Origin of the sequence: Cypionkella psychrotolerans (assembly GCF_001294535.1) — a bacterium.
Taxonomy (GTDB): domain Bacteria; phylum Pseudomonadota; class Alphaproteobacteria; order Rhodobacterales; family Rhodobacteraceae; genus Cypionkella; species Cypionkella psychrotolerans.
In genome coordinates, this window is record NZ_LGIC01000087.1 from 41,979 (window position 1) to 59,682 (window position 17,704).

17 protein-coding genes are annotated in these 17,704 nt (G+C 59.8%); 7 read left to right on the plus strand and 10 right to left on the minus strand.

What is annotated here, in order from left to right; all coding sequences use genetic code 11:
- Positions 1-11 precede the first annotated feature (11 nt).
- Genes AKV04_RS22105 through AKV04_RS22115 form a run of 4 tightly spaced genes read left to right on the plus strand, consistent with a single transcriptional unit; the run spans position 12 to position 1,831 of the window.
- Positions 12-740: a heme ABC transporter permease gene (locus AKV04_RS22105; RefSeq protein ID WP_054008583.1), complete on the plus strand. Its 729-nt coding sequence runs from the start codon at positions 12-14 to the stop codon at positions 738-740.
- On the plus strand, positions 737-910 hold the full coding sequence (ccmD, locus tag AKV04_RS25795; RefSeq protein ID WP_082351800.1) for a heme exporter protein CcmD: 174 nt from the start codon (positions 737-739) through the stop codon (positions 908-910). Before AKV04_RS22105 ends, ccmD begins: the two co-directional genes overlap by 4 nt.
- A complete protein-coding gene (locus tag AKV04_RS22110; protein ID WP_054008584.1) occupies positions 903-1,436 on the plus strand; it encodes a DsbE family thiol:disulfide interchange protein in 534 nt (177 codons plus the stop codon). Before ccmD ends, AKV04_RS22110 begins: the two co-directional genes overlap by 8 nt.
- Positions 1,433-1,831 (plus strand): hypothetical protein, encoded by a 399-nt coding sequence (locus AKV04_RS22115; RefSeq protein WP_054008585.1) that lies wholly within the window; start codon positions 1,433-1,435, stop codon positions 1,829-1,831. Before AKV04_RS22110 ends, AKV04_RS22115 begins: the two co-directional genes overlap by 4 nt.
- Here the strand turns inward: AKV04_RS22115 and AKV04_RS27640 are convergent, their stop codons facing one another.
- From AKV04_RS27640 to acnA, 3 genes are all read right to left on the minus strand, one after another.
- Complete coding sequence (locus AKV04_RS27640) at positions 1,832-1,963, minus strand: hypothetical protein (protein WP_268871815.1); 132 nt, start codon at positions 1,961-1,963, stop codon at positions 1,832-1,834.
- A 249-nt stretch (positions 1,964-2,212) separates the two neighbouring features.
- On the minus strand, positions 2,213-3,382 hold the full coding sequence (locus AKV04_RS27340; protein WP_054008586.1) for a Hint domain-containing protein: 1,170 nt from the start codon (positions 3,380-3,382) through the stop codon (positions 2,213-2,215).
- 445 nt (positions 3,383-3,827) lie between these two features.
- The gene (gene acnA / locus AKV04_RS22125; protein WP_054008587.1) at positions 3,828-6,590 is read right to left on the minus strand and encodes an aconitate hydratase AcnA; all 2,763 of its coding nucleotides are present in this window, start codon (positions 6,588-6,590) and stop codon (positions 3,828-3,830) included.
- A 262-nt stretch (positions 6,591-6,852) separates the two neighbouring features.
- Between acnA and AKV04_RS22130 the strand changes: the two genes are divergently transcribed.
- Positions 6,853-7,575, plus strand: coding sequence for a DUF1223 domain-containing protein (locus AKV04_RS22130; RefSeq protein ID WP_235815737.1), 723 nt, complete (start codon positions 6,853-6,855; stop codon positions 7,573-7,575).
- On the opposite strand, the gene AKV04_RS22135 is transcribed toward AKV04_RS22130, so the two are convergent.
- From AKV04_RS22135 to purB, 4 genes are all read right to left on the minus strand, one after another.
- The gene (locus AKV04_RS22135; RefSeq protein ID WP_054008588.1) at positions 7,576-8,439 is read right to left on the minus strand and encodes a lysophospholipid acyltransferase family protein; all 864 of its coding nucleotides are present in this window, start codon (positions 8,437-8,439) and stop codon (positions 7,576-7,578) included.
- Between the two features lie 3 nt (positions 8,440-8,442).
- Positions 8,443-9,324, minus strand: a complete 882-nt coding sequence (locus AKV04_RS22140; protein WP_054008589.1) for a DMT family transporter — start codon at positions 9,322-9,324, stop codon at positions 8,443-8,445.
- Between the two features lie 66 nt (positions 9,325-9,390).
- Complete coding sequence (locus AKV04_RS22145; RefSeq protein WP_054008590.1) at positions 9,391-10,464, minus strand: flagellar motor switch protein FliG; 1,074 nt, start codon at positions 10,462-10,464, stop codon at positions 9,391-9,393.
- 78 nt (positions 10,465-10,542) lie between these two features.
- Positions 10,543-11,847, minus strand: a complete 1,305-nt coding sequence (purB, locus tag AKV04_RS22150; protein WP_054008591.1) for an adenylosuccinate lyase — start codon at positions 11,845-11,847, stop codon at positions 10,543-10,545.
- A 235-nt stretch (positions 11,848-12,082) separates the two neighbouring features.
- Here purB and AKV04_RS22155 point away from each other — a divergent pair, with 235 nt between their 5' ends.
- Complete coding sequence (locus AKV04_RS22155; protein ID WP_054008657.1) at positions 12,083-12,721, plus strand: CDGSH iron-sulfur domain-containing protein; 639 nt, start codon at positions 12,083-12,085, stop codon at positions 12,719-12,721.
- Positions 12,722-12,870: 149 nt separating this feature from the next.
- Here the strand turns inward: AKV04_RS22155 and dddP are convergent, their stop codons facing one another.
- Positions 12,871-14,211, minus strand: coding sequence for a dimethylsulfonioproprionate lyase DddP (gene dddP, locus AKV04_RS22160; protein WP_054008592.1), 1,341 nt, complete (start codon positions 14,209-14,211; stop codon positions 12,871-12,873).
- A 133-nt stretch (positions 14,212-14,344) separates the two neighbouring features.
- Here dddP and AKV04_RS22165 point away from each other — a divergent pair, with 133 nt between their 5' ends.
- Entirely contained in the window at positions 14,345-15,136 is a 792-nt protein-coding gene (locus AKV04_RS22165; RefSeq protein WP_054008593.1) for a heme-dependent oxidative N-demethylase family protein, read from the plus strand.
- Between the two features lie 94 nt (positions 15,137-15,230).
- Here AKV04_RS22165 and AKV04_RS22170 read toward each other — a convergent pair whose 3' ends face one another.
- Both AKV04_RS22170 and glnA read right to left on the minus strand, forming a co-directional pair.
- Entirely contained in the window at positions 15,231-16,061 is an 831-nt protein-coding gene (locus tag AKV04_RS22170; protein WP_054008594.1) for a hypothetical protein, read from the minus strand.
- Positions 16,062-16,275: 214 nt separating this feature from the next.
- Positions 16,276-17,685 carry a type I glutamate--ammonia ligase gene (gene glnA / locus AKV04_RS22175; protein ID WP_054008595.1) on the minus strand — a complete coding sequence of 470 codons (1,410 nt, stop codon included), beginning with the start codon at positions 17,683-17,685 and terminating at the stop codon, positions 16,276-16,278.
- Positions 17,686-17,704 lie beyond the last annotated feature (19 nt).

Sequence of the window (17,704 nt, forward strand, 5' to 3'; positions counted from 1 at the left end):
TGAGGATAACGATGTCGATCTGGGAATATGCGAACCCGAAGCGGTTCATGCTGACCTCTGGCCTGCTGCTGCCTTGGGTGACCGGGGCGGCGGTGCTGTGCCTTGTGGCCGGGCTGGTGTGGGGCGCGTTTTTCACCCCGGATGCGGATAAGTTCGGCTCGACCGTGAAGATCATTTACCTGCATGTGCCAGCGGCGATGATGGCGATTTCGGCTTGGATGATGATGCTGGTGGCCTCGCTGATCTGGCTGATCCGGCGGCACCATGTCTCGGCCCTGTCGGCGAAAGCGGCGGCGCCGATTGGGTTGACCTTCACGCTGATCGGCCTTGTGACCGGGGCAATTTGGGGGCAGCCGATGTGGGGGACGTGGTGGGCTTGGGATCCTCGGCTGACCTCGTTCCTGATTTTGGCGCTGTTTTATCTCGGCTATATCGCGTTGTGGGAGGCGGTGGAGGACCCGGATACGGCGGCAGATTTGACGAGCGTGTTGTGCATCGTCGGATCGGTTTTCGCGTTTCTGTCGCGCTATGCGGTGCTGTTTTGGAACCAAGGTCTGCATCAGGGCGCAAGCCTGTCGCTGGACCGCGAGGAGCATGTCTCGGATGTGTATTCCTCGCCGCTTTATGTCTGCATTGCCGGGTTCATCCTGCTGTTCGTGACGCTGGTGTTGCTGCGCACCCGCACGGAAATCCGCGCACGTCGGTTGTCTGCGCTGCTTTCGCGGGAGCGGTTGGCATGATGGCATTGGGCAAATATGCTGGGGCGGTGATCGGGTCTTATGCGGCCTCGGTGGCGCTGATCGTGGCGTTGGTGGTGCTGTCGATCTGGAAATCAGCACGGGTGAAGCGGGCTTTGGCGGAAGTGGAAGCGCGGGCAGAGACGGCGAAAGCGGAGAAGAAAAATGGCTAAATGGCTGATGTATCTGCCGCCCGTGTTGTTCGCGGGGCTGGCGGTGATGTTCTATGTCGGTATGCAGCGCAGCGATCCGCAGAACCTGCCTTCGGTTTTCATCGACAAGCAGGCGCCCTCCTTGAACGCGGGCGTTCTGCCGGGGTTTCCAGCACTGACAGATGCCGATCTGCGCACGGGCAAGGTCACTGTGGTGAATTTCTGGGCCAGCTGGTGCCCGCCGTGTCGGGCGGAGAATGGCACGCTGAAGGCATTGGCCGCCGAGGGGATTCATGTGGTTGGGGTTAATATGATGGACCGACCCGATGATGCGGCGGCGTTTTTGGCGTCGGATGGCAATCCGTTTGCCGCCATCGCCTTTGATCCCAAGGGTAAGACCCGGCTGGATTGGGGGGTGACTGCGCCGCCCGAAACCTTCATTCTGCGCGGCGATGGCTCGGTGGCGTATAAGTTCATCGGGCCGATGGTGGGCGACGATTATCTGCAACGCTTTCGGCCTGAGTTGGATAAGGCACTCGCCGAATGAGCGCCCGGTGGGGTTTGCTTATTTTGGTGGTTTTGGCGGCTGGTCCGGCCAGCGCGAAACCCGGCACCCCCGGCCCAGCCTATTTCACCGGCAGTTACGAGCGGATCGGGCGGCTGGGCACCAGTATTGCAACTTTACAAAACGACCGAGTGACGATCACGCCCGAGGGCCAAGGCGTGGTGATCGCAGGTTGCACCGGGGCGGCGCTGACGATGAGTTTTGGTCCGGCCTTTGAGATCACCAATCTGATGACCGGCACCCAAGCCGGGGTGACGGTGGAGTGTTTGTTTCACAACAACGGCTACAACCGCCCGATCCTGACCTGCCGCGCGGCCGATGGTGCGGCGTTTACGCTGTGGCCTTTGCCTGCGGCTGTGCCAAGCTGTGGCGGCTGATCAGGCCAGCAGCAGCACAAGGCCGATCAGCAGGCCCAGGCACAACTCGCCCAGCGGCAGGGATTGTAGCAGCTGTACTGACACGCAACGGCTAGATTCTTGTGGGGCGAGGGGTGGAAAACGCTCGGGCATGACTGGGTCTCTCTGAGGCTATATGCTCAGGATGCCGAAGGGAACTTAACAAGAACATAAGGCCGTTGTCACGAGCCCCCTTTGTTTTGGAAACAAATTGTTGCGGATTATAGCAAGATCGGCGGCCCAAACTCTTCGGCGCGCGTTCAACCAAGGAAGCTGTAGAACAGCAGCGCCCAGACCGCCGCGCCACCGCCGATGCAGGGCAACAGCCACCAGCTTTTGCGGCCTCCCTCGCTGTCGTCGGGTCTAGGCACTTGTATAGCTGCGGGGCTCGACGACCGGGCTGGTGTTCTGGATGGCGCGGGCAACGATGGATTTTGCGATATGGCCGACAAGGAATTTGCGGGCGGGTGGCATGACATGATGGGCCTCCTCGGTGCACAGGTCGGGGAACAACGACATGACCTCCAAACGGTCGCTGGCCGACATCGCGGACATCCCCACCGGACCGAGGAAAAACGACTCGGTGGCAGCGCCGTTGGAAATCAGCAGCTCGTGGCTGTCGAGCAGGATGTGGAAATAGGTCACCGGGGCGTCAGTCTCGACCACCGAAATACCTTCGACCGACAGCAGATGCTTGGCGGCGGCCAGAACCTCGCGCGTGCCGACCATGTGCTGCGCGATCTGCGAGCGGATCAGACAGCGGTGCTGCGGTGAGACTTCAAGCGGGCGCAGTGGCAGGCCATTGCCCAATGCACCGATGTCAATACGGATCGGGCGCAGTTGCGGTGCAAGTTGCAGCTGCCGCGTGCTGAGTTTCCGGCGGCCAATCCAGCGAATCGGGCGGAATCCATTGTCCACCGTCAGCACATCATCGCCGACGCGCAGGTCTTCGACGGCAATCTCGCCCTTGCGGGTCATGATCTTGGTGCCAGCGGTGAAGCAGGGCACGAAGGGCACCACGCCGCCTGCCGTCAGGTTCATCGTCAGCAGGGCGTTGTTCTGCACGAATTGCAGCGGATTGGCGAGAATGGCGTTGACCGCCGGGCGCAGCAGCACCGGAATAGCACCGTTGAGGGCGCTGACCAGTTGGCTGGCGAGCGCATCAAGCAGCGCGGCAGGGTCAGCCTCAGAGCCATCGGCGTTGTAGAAATGCAGCATCTGGGTGCAATCGACATCGAGCAAAGCGGTGCGGACCGGGGTGCCCAGCTGGATGTTGGCCAGTGTGACGCCCAGAATAGTGACCTTGACCCCGGCATAGGACAGCCCGGTGCCCAAAAGCGTCGCCGGATCACCACCGATTTTGGCAGTTTCCCCGGCGTTCCATGCGCCGTTGTTCGGCGCTGAATCTTGGAACGTGACCGTGGCAGAGGTCGAGGTGTCAAATTTGGTAAAGCTGATGATCTGGGTCGAGCCCAAGGTGATCAGCGCGCCCTCATTTTGATAGAGCTCGATATCTCTGGTAAGGTCCGGCATGGCAGCGTCTCCTCGGGGAAGGCGGAAAATCACCTCTAGGTTGAGCGAGTCTCTGTGTGTCGTTTTAAGATATATGCCGACAGAATCAAATCACAACTATAGGGTGTTAACGAAAAACTAAGTGTTGTATTGGTGAATACTGTTCATTTTTCCGCGTCGGCCGCTGGCGGAGAAATTTTGCCAGTCGCGCGACGGTGAGGGCGTGACATATTATATATGTTTATCAGTTTGTTGATTTGAGTTGAAGCCAACCACAGGCGGATGTGAGTGTCCGATATTTGCCGATGGTGAACGCGATGCGATGCATTGGTTTACACCTGGAAATTCAGCGTTTCTAAATCGGCATCAATAACGCGACAGCATTCCTGCATTTCCGAGCAGATTCAACGCAACAAGCACCCCGAAGGGTGCTTGTCAGGATACAATCTAAAGCTGAATTTCCGGCTTAACGCGAGGCCAGATCGCGCAGAACATAGTGCAACACGCCGCCATGTTCGACGTATTCAATCTCGATCTCCGTGTCGATGCGGCACTTGATGGCGATGATTTTGACCGTGCCATCCGCGTAGGTGATCGTGCAGGGTACGGTGGACAGCGGCTTGAGATCGCCCGCCAGACCGTCAATGCTGACCACTTCGTCGCCCTTCAGCCCAAGGGTTTTGCGGGTCATGCCTTCGGTGAACTCAAACGGGATCACCCCCATGCCGACGAGGTTGGAGCGGTGGATACGCTCGAAGCTCTCCGCGATCACGGCTTTGACGCCCAGCAAAGCGGTGCCTTTCGCGGCCCAGTCGCGCGAAGACCCTGCGCCGTATTCGATGCCGCCGAAGATCACCAAGGGCGTACCCTCGGCTTGATAGGCCATCGAGGCGTCGAAAATGCTGGTCTGCACACCGTCCGGGCCTTTGGTGTAGCCGCCTTCAACCCCATCCAGCATTTCGTTCTTGATGCGGATGTTGGCGAATGTCCCGCGCATCATCACTTCATGGTTGCCGCGACGCGCACCATACGAGTTGAACTCGGACACCGGAACTTGCCGTTCTGTCAGATACTTACCAGCTGGGGTGCCAGCCTTAAAGCTGCCTGCGGGCGAGATGTGGTCGGTGGTGATCATGTCACCCAGCAAAGCCAGCACGCGGGCGTTGTGGATGTTGCTGATCACGCCCGGCGTTTTCGCCATGCCACGGAAATAGGGCGGGTTTTGGATATAGGTCGAAGACGCGGGCCAGTCGTAGGTTTCCGAATCCGTCACCTTCACCGCCTGCCATTTCTCATCGCCCTTGAACACATCGGCGTATTTCTTCTGGAACGCAGCGCGGGTGACGGTGGCTTCGACAAGGTCAGAGATTTCCTTGTTGGTCGGCCAAACGTCCTTCAGGTAAACTGGGCCATTGGTGCCGATGCCCAAAGGCTCGGTGGTGAGGTCAATGTTCATATCGCCCGCCAGCGCGTAGGCAACAACCAGCGGCGGCGAGGCGAGGTAGTTGGCGCGCACGTCGGGGGAAATCCGGCCCTCAAAGTTGCGGTTGCCGGACAGAACGGCAGTGGCGACCAGATCGCCCTCGGCAATCGCTGCCGAAATCGCGGGGTCCAGCGGGCCAGAGTTACCGATACAGGTGGTGCAGCCGTAGCCAACCAAGTTGAAGCCGACCGCATCGAGGTCTTCTTGCAGGCCCGCAGCGTTGAGATATTCGCTGACGACCTGAGATCCGGGGGCCAGTGAGGTCTTCACCCAAGGCTTTGATTTCAGACCCAAAGCCCGGGCCTTGCGTGCCACAAGGCCCGCGCCGATCATCACATAGGGGTTCGAGGTGTTGGTGCAGGACGTGATCGACGCGATCACCACGGAGCCATCGCGCAAAGAATAGTTTTTGCCCGCAACTTTGGCGAAGGAAAAGCCGCAGTGGCCCGACATTTCCGCCGGGAAATCTGCGCCGCCTTCGGCACTCCACTCGACGGTTTGTGCGGCGCTGGCGACCGGGAGTTTGCGCTCGCAGCGGATGTATTCGCCGAAGGTTTGCGCCGCTTCGGTCAACGGCAGATAATCTTGCGGACGTTTCGGGCCGGAAATTGCTGGAACAATGCTGCCCATGTCGAGATGCAGCGTCGAGGTGTAGATCGGGTTATAGGCGTCATCGCGCCACATGCCGTTGGCTTTGGCGTAAGCTTCGACCAAGGCAATGCGGCCTTCGTCGCGCCCGGTGTTGCGCAAATAGCGGATGGTCTCACCGTCAATCGGGAAGAAGCCGCAGGTTGCGCCATATTCCGGCGCCATATTGGCGATGGTGGCACGGTCTGCCAAAGGTAGGCGGTCAAGACCGTCACCGTAGAATTCGACGAATTTATTGACCACGCCATGCTTGCGCAGCATTTGCACGACCTTCAGCACCAGATCGGTGGCGGTGGTGCCCTCGACCATCTCTCCGGTCAGCTTAAAGCCGACGACTTCGGGGATCAGCATGGAAACCGGTTGGCCAAGCATCGCGGCCTCGGCCTCAATGCCGCCGACGCCCCAGCCCAGAACTGCCAGACCGTTCACCATCGTGGTATGTGAGTCGGTGCCGACCAAAGTATCCGGATAGGCGACCATATTGCCGTCTTGGTCGGTATCGGTCCAAACCGTCTGCGCCAGATATTCAAGGTTCACTTGGTGGCAAATCCCGGTTCCCGGAGGCACGACGCGGAAGTTATTAAACGCGTTCTGGCCCCATTTCAGGAACACATAGCGCTCCATATTGCGCTCGTATTCACGGTCGACGTTGGCTTGGAACGCGCGCGGGGTGCCGTATTCGTCAATCATCACCGAATGGTCGATGACCAGATCCACGGGGGCAAGCGGGTTGATGCGTTGCGCATCGCCGCCCAAGCCCTTGATGCCGTCACGCATCGCCGCCAAGTCAACCACCGCGGGAACCCCGGTGAAATCCTGCATCAGCACGCGGGCAGGGCGGTAGGCGATTTCGCGCGGGTTTTTGCCCGCCAGTTTGCCCCAATCCGAGAACGCCTTGATATCGTCAACCGAGACGGTCTTGCCGTCTTCAAAGCGCAACATATTCTCCAGCACCACTTTCAACGCGGCGGGAAGCTTGGAAAATTCGCCCAGACCTGCGGCTTCGGCAGCGGGGATCGAGTAATACGAAACGCTTTGTCCGCCTGCGGTCAAAGTTTTGCGGGTTTTGCTGCTGTCGTGTCCAACGGTGACGGTCATGTGGCCTCCTGCGGTTGACGGATTGCTTTGGCTTTGCCCTAAGGGCGCGCGCGGTGCAAGGGAATCATCTTCTGTCTTACAATCATTGTATGCAATGGTATGCCGAAAATCCAGCATGGAATTGCGGGGCTGGCTTGGTTTGAACGGCATCCTTGGAACGGTTGTGTGAATATACTGTAATATCGGCTCGCAAAACCTTGATTGGCGGCGGTGCCTTCGCATCATGTAGAACAAAAACCGGGCTCAGAGATCGGAAAATACCATGTCGCACCATATTTTCAGCACAACCGGTATGGGTTTGATCGGCAGCATGATGTTGTGCGCCACGACGGCACTGGCCGAATCTGAGCAGGGGGTTGTGGTGGAACTTTACACCTCGCAAGGCTGCTCGTCTTGCCCGCCCGCGGATGAGTTGATGGCCAAGCTGGCGCAGACGCCGGGGGTGATCGGCCTCGCGCTCCATGTCGATTACTGGGATTACATCGGCTGGACCGACACATTCGGTCAGGCCAGCTTTACGGAGCGGCAAAAAGCCTATGCCCATGCCGCGGGGGAAAAGATGATCTACACACCGCAAATGATCGTGGCGGGGGCTGCGCGGGTGGCGGGCAATCAGCCGCGCGAAGTGGCTGCGGCTTTGGCGGCGATCAAGCCAAGCCCGGTAACACTGACCTTGGCGCGGCAGGGCGGTGATCTGGTGATCAACGCGCAGTCGTCGCAACCCTTGGCCAACCCGGTGATCGTGCAACTGGTGCAATACACCGACCATGCCGAAGTGGCGATTGAGCGCGGGGAAAACTCGGGGCTGAGGGTGGTCTACAACAACATCGTGACCTCGTGGCAGAAGGTGGGCGATTGGTCTGGCGTAACCCCCTTGCAACTGGTGACGGCGGCGGGCAGTGGCCCGGTGGTGGTGATCTTGCAAGCCCGCGCGCCGGATGGCGTTGGTCCGGCGCAGATCGTGGCGGCGGCGCGGTTGAAGTGATCAGCGCCAGCGGCGGTGAATCCAGAACCATTGACCGGGATGAGCTTTAACACGCGCCTCTAGACTGCGGGTCAGGGCGGTGGTCATCTCCAGCGCGGTGGTATGCGGAATCGGGGCTTCCAGATCTACCTCAAAGCTAAGGCCGTCGGGCTGGCGGGTGGCGTAGAACGGGATCAGATCGGCTTTATAGCGTAAGCTGAGTTCAGCGGCTGACAAAGCGGTGCGGGCAGGCTCGCCCAAGAATTTGATCTGATCGCTGCCGGCGCGCTGATCAAACAGCAAGACCAACAGCCCGCCCGCCTTCAGATGTTTAACAAACCCGGTGGTGCCCGCGCGGCCCTGCGGAAAGATCGGGCCGCCAAACGCCTGCATGGTGCGGACGTAGTGTTCGTTGAAATAGCTGTTCGACATCGGGCGATAGAGGCCGCCGATGGTATAGCCTTGGGCGACAAGGCAGGCGCGGGCGGCTTCATAATTGCCGAAATGGCCCGAGACGAGGATCACCGCGCGGTTTTCAGCCCGCGCTTTTGCCAATGCAGCCACACCCAGTCCCTGCGGGATCAGTTGTGATTGCCGGGCGAGAAATCCGGCTGTTGAGTAATTCTCAATCAGGGTTCGTCCTGCATTATCAAGTGCTTCCGAGGCAATATTCTTGCGTTTCTTTAAGTCCATATCCGGCCAGATCAGTGCCAGATTGTCCATCGCCCGCTGCCGATAGCCCGCAATGCGCCCCACCGGGCCACGCAAGATCGCGCCCATGAGCGGCACACGCCAGCGATAGGGCAGCGCCAAGCCCAAGCTGATCAGGCCGCGCACCGCAAGGTTTTGCGCGAAGGCAAGGGGCTGGAAAGGGACTTTGGGCATGGATTAACGCTTGATGGTTTCACGGTGCCAGACATAAAGCCCGGACCCTGCGATCACAAGCGCGCCGATGATTGTCCATGTGTCGGGATACTCGCCATAAAATGCAATGCCGAACAGGGTGGCATAGAGGATGCCGAGGTAGGAAAACGGTGCAATCGCCGAGGCTTCGGCCATCGAGAACGCCCGGATCAAGCAAAATTGCGCGGCGGTGCCCAGACAGCCAAGCGCGGCAAAGCGCGGCAGATCGGCCAGCGCAATCGGTTGCCAGACGAAGGCGACGGCAATGCTGGTCGCCACCGCACCAAACAGTGCTGCGTGCAACATCGAGGTGGCAGGTCCTTCTTTCTGTCCGACCAGCCGGGTCAGCAAAGCCGAGGCGGCGTAGCACACGGCACAGGCCAACGGCAGCAATGCCGCCGGGGTGAATAAACCTGCACCGGGCCGAATGATCATCAGCGCCCCGATCATCGCCACCGCGACCCCGGCGATGCGGCGCGGACCAAGCTTTTCGCCCAAGAACAGCGCCGCCCCCAGCGTGATCAGCAACGGACTCATATCCGCCAGAGCGGTGGCTTCGGCCAGACCGATATAACCAAGACTGAGGAAAAACAGCCCGGTGGTGGCTAACTGGAAGCTAGAGCGCGCCAAATGCAGCCAAGGATAGGGCGTGCGCAAGGTAGGGCCTACGCGTTTGGGGCCAAGGATGACCAGCACCAGCAGCACCTGTCCGATAAACCGCGCCCAGACCACTTGCGCGGTGGGATAGCTGTGCAGCAGGCCCTTGGCGACCGCGTCCATCGTGCTGAACATCGCCACCCCCAGCATCAGCATCAGGATCCCCTTCCGGGTGGCGGCAGCGGTGGGCAGGACTTTGATCGGTGACATGGCGCGACCCTAAGGCGGCGGTTGTGGGGCAGCAAGACCCGGCACGCAGATCGCCTGATTTTTGGGCTATCCTTCGTCTTGGATCAGCACCAATTCCCCTGCAGCTTCCAACTGACGCACGGCGGTGATGATCTGGTTCATCGCGTCTTCTGCATCCTTTTCTTTCACCCTACCGCGCGCGGCCATTTCTTCGCGCAGGCCCTGCGCCATGCGCTGCGACATGTTTGACAGGATGAACTCGGCAGCAGTCTCCAATTCGGGGGTGCCCGCGCTGGCGGCAAGGGCCGTGACCAGTTGCGCCTGATCGACAATGCGGATCAGCTTGGGCACATCGCGCGCCATTACCCGCTGCGGCAGATGCACGAAGGTGAAAATCGCGCGGCGCACCTGCTGGGCAAAGCCTGCGTCGGTCTCATCCAGCCCCTTCAGCACATCCTCACGCGTCAGCGCAGGCGAGACATTCAGGATCGCGCCGACTCGTTCCACTGGATTGGCGTGAAAGGCCCGCAAGGGCTGTGATTCCAACTGCCCCGCCAGCGAAATCCCGATCCGGCGCACGGTGTCGGGATCAATATTGCCGGTTTGCGATACCGCATAGGCCACACGGCGGGCTTTCTCGCCCGGAAGTTTCCCCAGCAATTCCGCAGCTTTGGCGACGGGAAGCTTCGAGAGCATCACCGCACCGACCTCAATGCTTTCTTCCTCCAGCACCGGAAGCAGAGTTTGAACCGGCATCGCCGTCAACCGCTCCCATGGATCGGATGAGGCATTGCTCGCCGCCATCCGCCGCAGCCGACTGGCAGCATTGGCCGAGATATGGCCATCCATCATCGCCAAAGCAGCTTCAATCCCGCCGGGAAACGACAGCCCGACCTGATCCAGCTCACCGATGAAGTCTTCGATAACAGCTGCCAAGGTGCGCCGATCCACGGTGCGCATCAGGCTCATCTGCTCGGCCAAAGCCGCCTGCATCTGATCGGGCAGCTTGGCCAGTGGCAGGCTTCCGCCCTCTGCCAGCAAAAACTGTACGATGATCGCCGCTTTTTGGCGTGGGTTAGGCTGGCGCGGCTGGCTGTTGGGGGCCGCCACCGCCCGCTGCACCGGAGTGATCCGCGCGAGAACTGCTGGTTCGCCTGCCATATCTATCCCCGAATCCTTCTGGTTCAGGGATAGAATGACTGCTTCGGGTTAAGGCCATCTTACGAAGATCGCGGATCTTTAAGCGCCAAACACACGCTTGAAAATCGTATCAACATGTTTGGTGTGATAACCGATGTCGAATTTTTCCTCGATCTCGGCGGGGCTGAGCGCAGAGGTGACTTCGGGGTCGGCGAGCAATTCAGTCTTGAAATCCGCACCATGCTCCCAGACCTTCATCGCGTTGCGCTGCACCAGACGGTAGCTATCTTCACGCGAAACCCCGGCTTGGGTCAGGGCGAGCAACACGCGCTGGCTCATCACCAGACCACGGAATTTGTTCATGTTTTTAAGCATGTTTTCTGGGTAGATCACCAGCTTTTCAACCAGCCCGCCAAGGCGGTGCAGAGCGAAATCGAGGGTGATGGTGGTATCGGGGCCAATGGCACGTTCGACCGAGGAATGGCTGATGTCACGCTCATGCCACAGCGCCACATTTTCCATAGCGGGGATCACGGACATCCGTACAAGTCGTGCAAGACCCGTCAGGTTTTCCGACAAAACCGGGTTGCGCTTGTGCGGCATCGCCGATGAGCCCTTTTGGCCGGGCGAGAAAAATTCTTCCGCCTCAAGCACTTCGGTGCGCTGCATGTGGCGGATCTCAATGGCGATGTTTTCGATGCTCGACGCGATCACCGCCAGCACCGCAAAATACATCGCGTGACGGTCGCGCGGGATAACTTGGGTGCTGATCGGCTCGGGCGTCAGGCCAAGCTGGGCGCAGACGTGTTCTTCCACCGACGGGTCGATGTTGGCGAAGGTGCCGACAGCGCCGGAAATAGCACCTGTAGCGATTTCGGCGCGGGCGGTCAGCAGGCGGGTGCGGTTGCGGGCCATCTCGGCGTAAAAGCGGGCGAAGGTCAGGCCCATGGTGGTGGGTTCGGCGTGGATGCCGTGGCTGCGGCCGATGCGGACGCTATTTTTATGCTCGAAGGCGCGGGCTTTCAAGGCGGCAAGGACGCGATCAAGCCCGACCAACAGCAGGTCGGTGGCGCGGACGAGTTGCAAATTGAACGTGGTATCCAGCACGTCGGACGAGGTCATGCCTTGGTGGACGAAGCGGGCTTCTTCGGCGCCGATATGCTCGGCGAGGTGGGTCAGGAAGGCGATCACGTCGTGTTTGGTGACGGCTTCGATCTCATCAATCCGGGCCACGTCGAAGGTCACATCCTTGGCTTTCCAGACCGCGGCGGCGCTTTCTTTCGGGATCACGCCGATAGCGGCGAGAGCGTCGCAGGCGTGGGCCTCGATTTCAAACCAGATGCGGAATTTGGTTTCGGGCGACCAGAGGGCGACCATCTCGGGGCGGGAATAGCGTGGGATCATCGGGGCCTCCGGGCAGCTTTATAAGGGGATAAGGCGCTTTAGACCGGGGAGGTGGAAAGGGCAAGCATGGGGTGCGTGTCCACGCGTGGCGGTGAATCGGCATTATAAGAAATCAATGGGTTAGCAGGGGAGTGTTCAAGATTTGTTAACCAGGAGTCGCGGTGCCAAGCCGATAGCCAGAGCGTGCCGGTTGTGGCAAACTGTGGCCAGCCTACTTGCCAAAACGGAGGATATCATGGTCGAAACGGTTCAAGGGCGCGAGGTGACGATTGTGTTTGACGGCAAACGCTGCGTGCATTCGCGCAACTGCGTGTTGAGCCATCCCGAGGTGTTTGTGCCGAATGTGCAGGGCGAGTGGATTTATCCCGATGCAGCCTCGGCGGCAGAGGTTATTCGGCTTGGGCAGAATTGCCCTTCGGGGGCGATCCGGGTGCTGCGCAATGACGCGGCGGTGGGGTCTGATGCGCCGCCGGTGGTGAACACGCTGCGGGTGCGCGAAAATGGGCCGTTGGCGTTGGAGGCTTCGATCTTGCTGGGCGGTGTGGCGCAGGAGGGTCCGCGCGCCACCTTGTGCCGCTGTGGCGCTTCGGCCAACAAGCCGTTTTGCGATGGCAGCCATACGGCGGCGGGGTTTACCGCTACCGGAGAGCCTGCGGTGAAGGAATCGGCCGCTTTGGCGCTGCGCGATGGGGTTGTGGATGTGCAGCCTATGCCGAACGGGCCGCTGAAAGTTGTGGGCAATCTGGAGGTGGTGTCGGGCACCGGGCATACGGTGAACCGGGTGACACAGGCGTTTTTGTGCCGCTGCGGCCATTCGGCGAACAAGCCCTATTGCGACGGCAGCCATAAGGCGGCGGGGTTTGTGGCGGAGTAGGTTTTTTCACGCAGCGGCGCGGATGGCTGGACCGGCGTAGCCTCCGGCTGGGATATTTTAGACCAATGTGAAATGATTGACGCTCTGCAAATTCACATTGGCTTAAATATCCCCGCCGGAGGCTTCAACTTTGGAGCAATCCGGTCGCCTCAGGCTTTTCCCATCAGCCTGGCATCGAACGGATATTTCGTCAGATTCTCAAATCCCGTCTCGGTGATCAGCACCTGATCTTCCAGCTTAATCGAGAAATCACCGCCTTCGGGGGAAACCAAGGCCTCGACACAGAGCGTCATGCCGGGTTCAAGCGCAACCTCGAACGCGCCGTCCACATGCGCGTCGGGGTAGGGCACGAAGGGCCATTCATCGCAAAGCCCCACACCGTGCATTTTGCAGGAGTATTTTTGGCGCTGGTATTGGTCGCCCAAGGTGTGGCCGCCGTGGGTCAGCTCGCGGATGGTGACGCCGGGTTTCAGCATCTGCATATTCTCGTGGATATGGTCCATCGCGTGACCCATCGCCGAGATCATCGCATTGGTCGGGCGTTGATCGCCGACCCACCATGTGCGGGAAATGTCGATGCAGATGCCGTAAGAGCCGATCAGATCGGTGTCAAACGCCACGATTTCATTGTTCGACACGATGCGCGGGCCACATTCTTGGAACCACGGATTGGTGCGGGGGCCCGAGGCGAGCAAGCGCGTTTCGATCCATTCGCCGCCGCGCCGGATATTGCCCTTGTGCAGTTCGGCCCAGATATCATCTTCCGACATATGCCCAAGTGGTACACCTGTCCGGGTGGCGGTTTCCATCTCGGCTATGGCGGATTCGCAGGCGTGATGGGCGCATTTCATAGCTAAGATTTCGTCGGGGCCTTTGATGGCGCGGGTGCGCTCGGTGACTTCCTCGCCCTCCATCACCTCAAAACCTGCACGTTCCAATGCGCGCAAGCCGTTGATCATGATTTTATCGACGGCAAGGCGGCGGTTGGAGCCGGCATGGGCGCGCATCACCTCGTTGACTTGCGCGGCGAAAGAGGTGGCATCCTCGGCGACTTTATCACCGCAGACATTGTAGAAGAACGACGCACCAGAGCGGAGTTCTTTGACGAGCGGGTTGAAGTTCACGAGGAAGGGGGCCTGCTTGTACTCCCAGACCACCATATGGCCATCGGCGCAGATCAGGCAGGCACGGAACGGGTTGTGGCTGTTCCATAGCTGCATGTTGGTGGTGTCGGTGGCGTAGCGGATGTTCAGCGGGTCAAACATCAGGATGCCGCCGTAGTCGCGGGCGTTCAGGCTGGCGACAAGGCGTTTCCAGCGAAATTCGCGCATGTTCTGCAGGTTCGGAAGCTGCAGGCCCGCCTTGGCCCATTCGCCAAAGGCCAGTTGGGTCGGGCCGATTTCCACCCGGTCATTGTCATTCGGGGTGCCGTCGCCCAAGCGGTCGCCTCGCGCGGGATCGATTTTGCGGCGGGTTTCGGCGTAGGACATGGGGCTCTCCAAAGCGGGATTGGCTTGGGGGAAGGTGGCAGGTGGCGGGGCCTGGGCTTTGCTGGGCGCGACGCGCGTTGTCGCAAATGGCTGGGGCTTGCGTTTATCGGTTGGGCGCGGCTAGGTTTGGCCGATGCCGATCTTGAACGCAAAACTGCCGCTGCACCCTTGGCTTGATCCGCGCACCACGCGGTTGCCGGGGATTCAGCCGATCACGGATGACAGTTGGATTGAGCCGTGCGACGCTTATGCCGCACAAATGGCGGAGCGGGATCGGCTGATATTGAACTGCCCCGATCTGGTGCATGCTTTGCCCGAGGCGGCTTTGCCTGCGGCACTGGAATTGTATGACCGGGTGGTCGACAAACTGCGCGGCACGGCGGGGTTTGTGGTTGGCGCGGATTCGGTGCTGCGCCCGGATGGGGTGCGGGTGAGGCTGGACCGCGCGGCACCGCTGCTGACCTTGGGGCGGTTGGTGCAAGAGGATCTCTGCCTGATGCAGCGGGTCGGCGAGGAACATGCCCTGACGGCTGCGGTGTTGTGCTTTCCGGCGAGTTGGACGCTGGCGGAAAAGTTGGGGCGCTCGATGTTGGGGATCCATATTCCGGTGGAGAGTTACACCGAAGACTTGGCGCGCCGCGTGCAGCGATTGTTTGATGCGATCCGACCCGAGCAGCCACTTTGGCGGATGAACTTTCACATCTACGAAAGCCCTGATTTGTTTCACCCCCGGCGGGAGGCTGATAGGCATCCGAAGGCACGCGAGGGGGCCTATATGCGGGCAGAGCGACAGTGTTTGCTGCGCTTGCCGCAGACCGAAGCGGTGTTGTTCAGCATCCACACCTATCAGGTGTCACTGCACAGCCTCGCGCCCAGTGACCTTGCGGCCCTGAGCGCCTTGGGGGTGATGCAGCACGCCAACTAAAGCGGTTTGCGTTTTATCTGGCGCAGAAGCATCACAACGCGCGCAGGTCTTGGCGGGCATTGTGATTCAAGATAAACACAAACCGCTCTGGACCTTAGCCCATCAGGGCCGAGATCACCGGGCCTTGGAACAGATGTGAGGCGATCCCCGTCGCAACCAGTGCCGCCGAAGTCAGCCGCATATTCTCGCCGCGCAACACCGAATAGGTCATCATCGCCGCCCCCACTGGCAGCGCCACCATGATCAAAGTGGCGTTCATCGTATGGGCGGCCAAGCGCATTTGCGGTGAAATCAGATGCGGCGGCGGCAGCTCCTCGGTTGGGTAAAGCGCCATCCGCAGCCGTGAAAGTTCGGGGTCGCGCGGCAAGGGAATATCCGGGCGGTCGTTGCTGGGCTGGAAGCCGCGCTGATACACCGCGTCAACATTGCCTTCGTCCAGCAGGGTGAAGATCGGATGATCCGAGTCGGCGCGCTGGCTGGATTTCGGTTGCGCATAGGCCAGTGAATCGATCACCTCGGCAGTGACCGGATGATCACATTCATGCCAGAACACCGCATCCGGGTTCAGCCGCGCCTGCACGCGTTCCACCAGCCGAGAGCACAAAGCCTCGTGGCGCACCGCTGGATGCCGCCGTTTCGGTGCCGCGTTCAGCCGGGGTGGCAGATGCGACGGCCCGACCGATAGCGTCAAAGACGCCACCACGCCTGGGCGCGGGTTTTCCGCCGTGGCCAGCACAATCCTTGTACCCGGCATATCGAAACTCGCCAGATCTTCGCAATCCCATGTCAGCTGGCGATCCTTATCGTGGAACCGCGCCAGCACAGCATCCAGATCAGCCACCAGTCGGGCAAAGTTCAGGTTAGGCGATTGTAGAAACAACAACTCGGCAATCGTACTGAACTGTATGTCGGGATGAACCTTCATCGCGAAACCTCCATCAGTGGTTGCATAGTGTTGCCCGCAGATTGTGCCTGCATCTGGAAGGTATTGCGGCGTTTACAAGTTATTAACCGGAAGTTGAGTGCTGTTTCCGCCTTAATTGCTATTCTTACTTTCGGGGCAGGATTGTCCTCGCTTGTACCCGAAACGCGAAAGGCCGCCCAAGGGGGCGGCCTTTGCGTGCTGTAACCCTTTGGGTTTAGCAGGAGTAATACATCTGATACTCGATCGGGTGCGGCGTGTGTTCGTAGGCGTAAACCTCTTCCCACTTCAGCGCCATATAGGATTCCAGCATCGGACGGGTGAACACGTCGCCCGACAGCAGGAAAGCCATGTCTTTGTCGAGTGCTTCCAGAGCCTCACGCAAGCTACCGCAAACGGTCGGGATCACGGCGAGTTCTTCGGGCGGCAGATCATAAAGATCTTTGTCCGAAGCGGGGCCCGGGTCGATCTTGTTGCGGATGCCGTCAAGGCCAGCCATCAACAGGCCCGCGAAGGCCAGATAGGGGTTCGCCGCCGGATCGGGGAAGCGGGCTTCGACACGTTTGGCTTTCGGCGATTCGGTCCACGGAATACGGACCGCACCCGAGCGGTTGCGGGCAGAGTATGCCAGCAGAACCGGGGCTTCAAAGCCGGGGATCAGGCGTTTGTAGCTGTTGGTCGATGGGTTGGTCAGCGCGTTCAGGGCTTTGGCATGTTTGATGATGCCACCGATGAACCACAAAGCCTCTTGGCTGAGGTCCGCGTATTTGTCGCCTGCGAACAGCGGTTTGCCATCCTTCCAGATCGACATGTTGACGTGCATCCCCGAGCCGTTATCGCCCTTCATAGGTTTCGGCATGAAGGTGACGGTCTTGCCATAAGCGTGCGCCACGTTGTGGATCACATACTTATACTTCTGGATGTTGTCGGCTTGCTCGACCAGACCACCGAAGATCATGCCAAGTTCGTGCTGACAGGTCGCCACTTCGTGGTGGTGCTTGTCGACACGGATGCCGATGCGCTTCATCGTCGACAGCATCTCGCCGCGCAGGTCTTGCGCCTCATCTACCGGGTTGACCGGGAAATAGCCGCCCTTGTGGCCCGCACGGTGGCCGTAGTTGCCGCCTTCGGTCACGGTGTCGGTGTTCCAAGCAGCCGCCTCGGCGTCGATTTCATAGGAAACCTTGCGAGGCGTAACCGAGTAACGCACGTCATCGAAGATGAAGAATTCAGCTTCGGGACCGAAATAGGCGGTCTCGCCGATGCCAGACGACTTCATGAAAGCTTCGGCTTTCTTGGCGATCTGGCGCGGGCAACGATCATAGGCCTCATTCGTATCCGGCTCGACCACGTCGCAATGGATGCACAGGGTTTTTTCGGCATAGAACGGGTCGATATAGATCGATGTCGCGTCCGGCATCAGTTTCATGTCGGATTGATCAATCGACTTCCAGCCCGCAATCGACGAGCCGTCGAACATGAAGCCTTCTTCGAAGAAATCTTCATCCACTAGGTCGGTGACCAAGGTGACGTGCTGAAGTTTGCCTTTGGGATCGGTGAAGCGGATATCGAGATACTCGATTTCCTCGTCCTTGATCAGTTTCAGAGCTTTCGCAACTGCGCTCATCATGCTGCCTTTCGGGGTT